This window comes from Pedobacter sp. HMWF019 (genome assembly GCF_003061025.1).
GTDB lineage: Bacteria > Bacteroidota > Bacteroidia > Sphingobacteriales > Sphingobacteriaceae > Pedobacter.
The window spans coordinates 1-7,382 of sequence record NZ_QAIL01000253.1; the positions used below are offsets into that span (position 1 = coordinate 1).

General features: G+C 40.6%; 6 protein-coding genes. 3 read left to right on the forward strand and 3 right to left on the reverse strand.

Features of this window, described 5'->3' with window-relative positions; genetic code table 11:
- Window positions 1-1,070 (reverse strand): two-component regulator propeller domain-containing protein (locus tag DBR11_RS14615; RefSeq protein WP_199233846.1); only part of this gene is annotated, 1,070 nt, incomplete at its 3' end.
- Window positions 1,071-1,312: 242 nt separating this feature from the next.
- Entirely contained in the window at window positions 1,313-1,945 is a 633-nt protein-coding gene (locus tag DBR11_RS14620) for a response regulator transcription factor (protein WP_108553398.1), read from the reverse strand.
- 132 nt (window positions 1,946-2,077) lie between these two features.
- Here DBR11_RS14620 and DBR11_RS14625 point away from each other — a divergent pair, with 132 nt between their 5' ends.
- The gene (locus tag DBR11_RS14625; RefSeq protein WP_199233847.1) at window positions 2,078-2,389 is read left to right on the forward strand and encodes a transposase; all 312 of its coding nucleotides are present in this window, start codon (window positions 2,078-2,080) and stop codon (window positions 2,387-2,389) included.
- A 235-nt stretch (window positions 2,390-2,624) separates the two neighbouring features.
- On the opposite strand, the gene DBR11_RS14630 is transcribed toward DBR11_RS14625, so the two are convergent.
- A complete protein-coding gene (locus tag DBR11_RS14630; RefSeq protein ID WP_108553399.1) occupies window positions 2,625-3,161 on the reverse strand; it encodes a pyridoxamine 5'-phosphate oxidase family protein in 537 nt (178 codons plus the stop codon).
- A 139-nt stretch (window positions 3,162-3,300) separates the two neighbouring features.
- On the opposite strand from DBR11_RS14630, the gene DBR11_RS14635 reads away from it, so the two are divergent.
- Window positions 3,301-4,482 carry a GAF domain-containing sensor histidine kinase gene (locus DBR11_RS14635; protein ID WP_108553400.1) on the forward strand — a complete coding sequence of 394 codons (1,182 nt, stop codon included), beginning with the start codon at window positions 3,301-3,303 and terminating at the stop codon, window positions 4,480-4,482.
- Between the two features lie 134 nt (window positions 4,483-4,616).
- On the forward strand, window positions 4,617-7,304 hold the full coding sequence (locus DBR11_RS14640) for a PAS domain-containing protein (RefSeq protein ID WP_108553401.1): 2,688 nt from the start codon (window positions 4,617-4,619) through the stop codon (window positions 7,302-7,304).
- Window positions 7,305-7,382 lie beyond the last annotated feature (78 nt).

The window sequence follows — 7,382 nt, forward strand, 5'->3', positions numbered from 1 at the left end:
CTGGTATATATATTGTTTCCCTGGTCAGTAAGCAACTGGTACACTGCCTCGCCAGGAAAAATATGATGAAAAAGTTCTGCTTCCGGATCATATTTTAAAAGACCATATCCACCTGATCCGATCCAGACAACTCCTGTTTTATCGCAATAGAAGTCCGTTACGGCCGAGATGGCCAGAGACTGGTCAGGTATGTTGGAGATTAAATTTTGTACGTTGCCTGTTTTTAAATTAAGCAGGGTAATTTTGTTATTATTGGAAAGCCATAGATTCTGTTCTCTATCAATAACTGTACGGATTTGATAAGCATCATAACTGTAAATTTTTTTGGGATCATTAAATTCGTAGTCCGCAAACTGAATGATATCTCTGTTGTTCAGCAATAATCGTTTACCAGCTTTATCTTCCAGCAGTTGGGGAACAAAAGCATTGTCTGAGGAGGCAAACTTGTAGCGTTCCGTTAATTTATACTTGTTTGTTTTCGCATTAAAGAATACTTGCCATATTTTATCTGTAGTGGTAATGAAAATTCTATTTCGGCTGTCAATGAAAAGTCCCTGGGGAGCAGATTTTTTTTTATGAAGTTCAGTTTGCCGATCTATTTGTACAGGAATAAATTCTGCATGATAAGGAACTTTGGTGCTTCCTTTGGTCCGGCTTGCAGCGGGGCCGGCAAATAATTGGATTCTTTCAATTCCATCTCTGGTTTTAATCCATATGGCGCCGCTTTCATCTCCTGATATTTGCAGGATACTATTGGAGTGCAGACTTGGGCCGTCGGTATGATGAAAATGCTCAAAAGTATTCGTCTCCGGGTTGAAAAGATCAATTCCGCTGTTCCGCGTGCCGATCCAGATCCGTCCTTTAACATCCTGATAAACACAGGTCAGGTCGTCGCTTATTAATGTGTTGGCATGGTCCGGTTCATGATGATAGACAACAAAGTTGTAGCCATCATATCTATTTAGTCCATCTCCCGTTGCAAACCACATAAATCCTTTGTTGTCCTGTACAATATCGCTCACAAAACCCTGTGAGAGACCGTTATCAATTCCGTAGGATTGAAAACTCACAGCGTTCAGGGTTTGCTGGGCTGAAGTCTGTGTTATATTTAAAAGAAAAAAAAAGGCAATGCAGAACACAAACCCCGAGGTTCGCTTGAAAGGAGGTAGAAATTGGAAAACTATCATGCAAAAAACGGGGATAATTATTTGCTAAATATGTTTTCAACAATGATTAGGACGATGTGATCATTGTATAAAACTTAAGGAAATATAATTAAAAATTCCTTAAGTTGGATTGCTATTGATTCATTTTAAATCAAGTTTTTCTGAATTGCAGTTGCGACAGCTTCAGAAACATTATGAACATGCATTTTATTATAGATGTTTTTAATATGGTTATTAACGGTAAAAGGGGATATGAAGAGCTCAGTAGCAATCATTTTATGGCTGAATCCCTTTACCAGATAACTTAAGATATCGAGTTCACGTTTAGATAAATTATAGACGTCCTGTTTTACTTTGTTTTTTTTGCTGAAATACTCCAGGACTCTTTTGGCAATTCCCGGAGACATGGGGCCACCACCATCCATAACTTCAAGGATGCCTTCTATGAGTTTTTCATTTGTAGCTTTCTTTAATAGATAGCCATCTGCACCTGCCAGCAAACTATTGAAAAGATTTTCGTCATCCTCAAATATGGTTTGCATAATGATGCGGGTTTGCGGATAATTTTCCATTAACAGTTTAACGCCTGTAATGCCATCTACGCCAGGCATATAAATATCCATCAAAACGACGTCGGGAACATTGGAGCGCAGGTTCTCTACCAGATTGGTACAATCTTCAAAGTCGGCGATGCACTCCATGTTGTCTTGAAGGGATATCAGTAGTTTGAGTGCTTCCCGTCTTTCTTTGTGGTCGTCGAATATTGCAATTTTGATCATCGGTAATTTTGTAATTAATAGACGTTCTGCTTTATAGGGAGCGTCTCCTGATTAAACTCAAAGGTATAATTCGTTTTACATCATTACAATAGCTTAAATAAGCTACCAGAATTGTTAGTAAAGGTAAAATAGGTGAGCGCGACCAGATTGGAGCAGTCCAAAGCCATCGTGTTTGCAGAAACCAATGGGTTTGAACTCATTCGTAACAACAAACAGCTCACCAGCTACGTCGGGCTGGACGTTAGAGAAAAACAGTCGGGAACTTCGGTGAATGGAAAGTCGCAGATATCCAAAAAAGGGAATAGTACACTAAGAAAGGCGATGTATCTACCCAGTCTATCAGCAGTAAAGTGGGATGATCGGTTCAAATCTGTATACGTAAGGATAGTCTCAAAATCAGGGATAAAGATGAAAGGCTTGTTGCGGTGCAGCGAAAAATGTTAGAAATGATTTATACACTCTACAAGAGCCAGAAGAAATAGGATAAGCAATTTTTGATCAAAGAGAATAGTGCACAGATACAGATTGTATAAGTGCGCTATTCAGGCTGGTTCAGGACCGCCTTAAGTAAACAAAAGTAAAAAAACAATATTTCAGTTGAAAATTAACACAGAACCTTACAGGTTCTGAGGCTTGATCAGTAAAGCCTATTTTCTTGGGTGGTGACCGGGCTGGGTACTTAAGGTTTAATAACTCCTTCTATGGAGTCATCATAGGTTTCGCCTTTAACAGCTCCAATAACCCGTTTGACCAAGGCAACTGCCATACCATGTTTGGTATCCCAATAGTAACCTTTTAAAGGACTGAACTTTAGTACAGTAATTCTTGGGTCTTCTTTGCCTTCTGTAAACCATGTTTTTAATAGTGGGTTCCAAAGTTTGTCTATAGACTCTTTATCTTTTGTGATGGTTACTTTTCCATACAGGGTTAAAAAGTCACTGTGTTCAGAGCCTTGCAGGAGTAATTGTACGTGCGGGTCTTTGTTGATGTCGGCATTTTTCTCGCTGTCTTCAGCACTCAGGAACCAGAAGTTTCCGTCATCGTCAATGTGATCTGCAGACATTGGCCGGGTGGTGAAGAGTCCTTCTTTATCATTTTTTGTACAGAAAAAACAAGAGCCTGCTTGTTTTGCGAGTTCCTTTATTTTATCTACGCCTTCTTGTCCTACCAGGTTTTTAAAATTGTCTTCGGGTTGGTTTTTGTTAATAGAATCCATTTTTTAAATTTTTATGTTTTTTAATAGGTTAATGTAGGCTAGGAACAATAATTGGCGTGTATTGTTTACGGCATTCTGGAACTTAGGGGTTATATCGATAGAAGAATGTGTATGTTTGTCCAAATTAATTCGGGTGTATATGAATACTCTTTCAACGGACATACAAGAAGATATACAGACTATTGGACGTATCCCAGTCATATCACGAATACTAGAGGTAATTTGCAGAACTACAGGTATGGGATTTGCAGCGGTTGCCCGGGTTACCGATACCAGATGGGTGGCTTGTAGTGTGAGGGATGAAATAGATTTTGGCTTGGCGCCTGGTGGCGAGTTAGAACTGGAAACGACCATTTGCCATGAAATCCGGCAAAGCGGACATGGGGTGGTTATTGATCATGTTGCACAGGATCCGGCCTTCCAAAACCACCATACTCCGGAACGCTATGGCTTTCAAAGCTATATTTCTATGCCGATTTTTCGCAAGGATGGTACGTTCTTTGGCACTTTGTGCGCTATTGATCCCAGGCCGGCCAGGCTGAAGAATTCTGAGGTTATTGAGATGTTTAACTTATACAGTGATTTGATTTCTTTCCATTTACATAGCGTTGACAGGGTGAGTTTTGTGGAGTTGCAGTTAGAAGAAGAGCGTAAGGCATTAAAACTACGGGAGCAATTCATTGCCATTTTAGGGCACGATTTGCGTAATCCATTGGGCGCTGTTTCCAGTAGTGCGCAGTTAATGCTTAGGCAGCCTTTGGATGATAAAATGAGAAAGCTTGCTGAAATTGTAAAAAACAGTTCTTTTAGAATGAAGGAGCTCATTGAAAACGTTTTGGATTTTGCCAGAGCAGAACAGGGTTCGGGCATTTCTATACATATTCAGGAAAATGAGGCGGTTAGTGAAATTCTTAATGAAGTTATTTCTGAACTTCAGGCCATATGGCCAAACAGGCGTATTGAGTTTACTGAGGATTTGGCTTTTCCGGTTCATTGTGATGGAAGCAGGATAGCGCAGTTGTTTTCGAATCTATTGGGTAATGCTTTGTCTCATGGAAATGAAAATGGTGTGATTAAGGTGAACGCGGTTAGTGATGTTGATTTTTTTAGGCTCTCTGTATCTAATCAGGGAACGCCCATATCGAAAGATAGAATTGGCAATTTGTTTGAACCTTATGTAAGGGGAGAGGAAAAGAACGGTGGCGAGGGTTTAGGGCTTGGATTATATATCTGTTCGGAAATTGCCAGGGCTCATGGCGGTAAACTGGATGTTTGTTCTGATGAAACGGAGACTTGCTTTACCCTAACTCTTAAGTGTTAGCTGGAAGGTTCATATATTGAAACTCTGTTTTCTTAAACTTAAAATAATTGTATTTTTTTTCTAGTCCTATTTATCATTAAGTTTGTTAAGTAAAGTGTTGCGTTTGTTAAACGGGCCGTTAATCAGTATCAATTATGAATACAAACCAACCAAAAGTTTCCGCAGAGAAATTGGCTAAAATGTTACAGCAGAGTATTTTGAATGAACAGAGGCTAAACAGTGAGTTGGCCAATGCAAATATAAAACTGGCGGAACTGAACGATGAGCTTAGTGCGGCGAATGAGGAATTGGCTGCTTTTAACGAGGAATTGACTGCGACCAACAATGAACTGATTGATACCAACCATAAGTTGACGGTATCTACGGATAGCCTGGCTAAACTGAATGCGGAACTGGAACAAAAGGTTGCTGAACGAACAGCTGAACTCCATATGGCCCAGGCAATCCTCACAGAGGAGCGGGATGAATTATATCATTTCTTTATGCAGGCGCCGGCAGGTATTTGTGTACTGGGTGGTCCGGATTTGGTTTTCGAACTGGTCAATCCGGCTTATCAGAAATTGCTTCCGAAACGTAAGTTGCTGGGCAGGCCTATTTTTGAGGCTTTACCTGAATTGAAAGGTCAGATTTTAAAGGATATTTTATTAAATGTTTATCAGACTGGCGAGCCTTTTTTTGTAGAGGAATTATTAATCCCTGTAGCAGAAGAAGATGAAGGATCCCTTATAGACCGTTACTTTAGTTTCAATTATACACCAAGACGCAATGAGAAATCAGAGGTGGATGGGATTATGGTTTTTGTAAATGAGGTTACTTCGATAGTTGCATCTCGAACTAAAATTGCAGACCGGGAATTCTGGCTGAAAAACCTGGTGGATGCTGCACACTATCCATTGATGATTTTGCGTGGAAGGGATTGGGTCATCGAACTGGCTAACCAGGCCTTGGTGGATCTTTGGGATAAGACAATTGAAAGTGTAATGGGACATCCGCTAATGGAGATTTTACCGGAAATTGCAGATCAGCCTTTCCCAATGCGTTTGCATCAGGTGTATGATACTGGTATCGGCTACGGTGAAAAAGAACAAATATTTCACTACAATACTGCTGAAGGGCCTGCTGTAAAGTATGTGAGCTATTATTATGATCCTTTATTTGACAGGAAGGGACAGGTTTGTGGAATTATCGTATCGGCTGAAGACATTACGGAGAAAGTAAGGTCGCGCCAGTTGCTGGAGCAGAGTTACCAGGAAATGCAAGCCATTAATGAGGCTTTGGGTGCTTCGAATGAGGAGATTAGTGCGGTAAATGAAGAGTTGGCTAGCATCAATGAGGAATTGACCGACACGCAACAGATCCTGAAATATAAGGTGGATGAATTGGCGGCTAGTGAGGCGCGTTTTCGCTTCCTTATTCAACAGGCACCTGTTGCGATAGCTGTATTGCGTGGAAGAGAATTACTGATCGATTCGGCCAATGAGATGATTTTGAAACTTTGGGGCAAAAACAGAACGGTTGTTGGACAAACCCTGGCAAATGCTTTGCCTGAACTGGAAGGGCAGCCGTTTTTGAAATTGCTGGATGAGGTATTTGTAAGTTCTAAGCCTCATCATGGCAGAGAAACGCCTGCTTTACTAGAGCATAATGGCGAACAAAGGAAAAGCTATTTTAACTTTGTTTATCATCCTTTAATGGATATGGCCGGAAAAACTTCTGATATTATTGTTGTGGCGGTAGATGTGACTGAGCAGGTGCACGACCGGAAAACCCTGGAAAGGGCAGAAGAAATGCTGCGTTTTTCGGTGGAGGCTGCAAGTGCTGCCACCTGGTATATGGATGCGGAAACACGCGAATTTGTACCTTCTGGAAGATTAAAGGAATTGTTTGGTTTTCATGCAGACCATCAGATTAATTATGATGATGTTCTTGCTCAGATTCCCGAAGCCTATCAGGATACAATCCATGCGGCTGTACAGCGTTCTGTATTGTATGGTGAAAATTATGCAGTGGAGCATCCGGTGATTAGCTACGATGGAAAACATCGTTGGGTTAGGGCCCTGGGCAGGTTATATGAAGCGCATGGCTCCAGAAATGCCCATTTTTCAGGATTGATGATTGAGATTACCGAGGAGAAGCAAAATGAGCAGCGCAAAAATGATTTTATTGCGATGGTTAGTCATGAATTAAAAACGCCTTTGACTTCGCTGAAAGGTATTGTACAGTTGCTAAACAGGAAATATAGACAGCAGGAAGATCAGTTTGCGAGTAATGCATTGGAAAAAGCGGAAATGCAGGTCAAGAAAATGACGGTGATGATCAATGGCTTTTTAAATGTATCCAGGCTGGAGTCTGGCAAGATACATTTAGACAAAAAGGAGTTTGATCTAATGGATTTGCTTTCTGAAACGGTGGAAGATATGGCGCTTACCAGTCCATCACATACCATTCTGATTGCAGACTGCCCGCCTGTTGTGTTATTGGCCGACAGAGAAAAGATTGGTTCTGTAATTTCTAATTTGCTCAGTAATGCGGTAAAATATTCTCCAATGGGTAAGGTAGTGCAACTGAATTGTGAGTGTAATGAGGACGAGGTTACAGTTGCGGTTATAGATGAGGGTATGGGGATTAAGCAAACGGATATTGATCATCTGTTTAGCCGGTATTACCGTGTGGAAACGCAGCATACCCAAAATATTTCAGGTTTTGGGATAGGTTTGTATTTGTCTGCTGAGATTGTAGCTCATCATGGCGGGAGGATTGGCGTGGAAAGCGAGCTTGGTAAAGGCAGTAAATTTTGGTTTACGCTGAAATTAAATAACTGATTATCAGTATAAAATAAAATATTTGAAATTTTTTTCACTTTCTTGTACCCGATTACATTTTTTGAAGTGTCTTTGTTG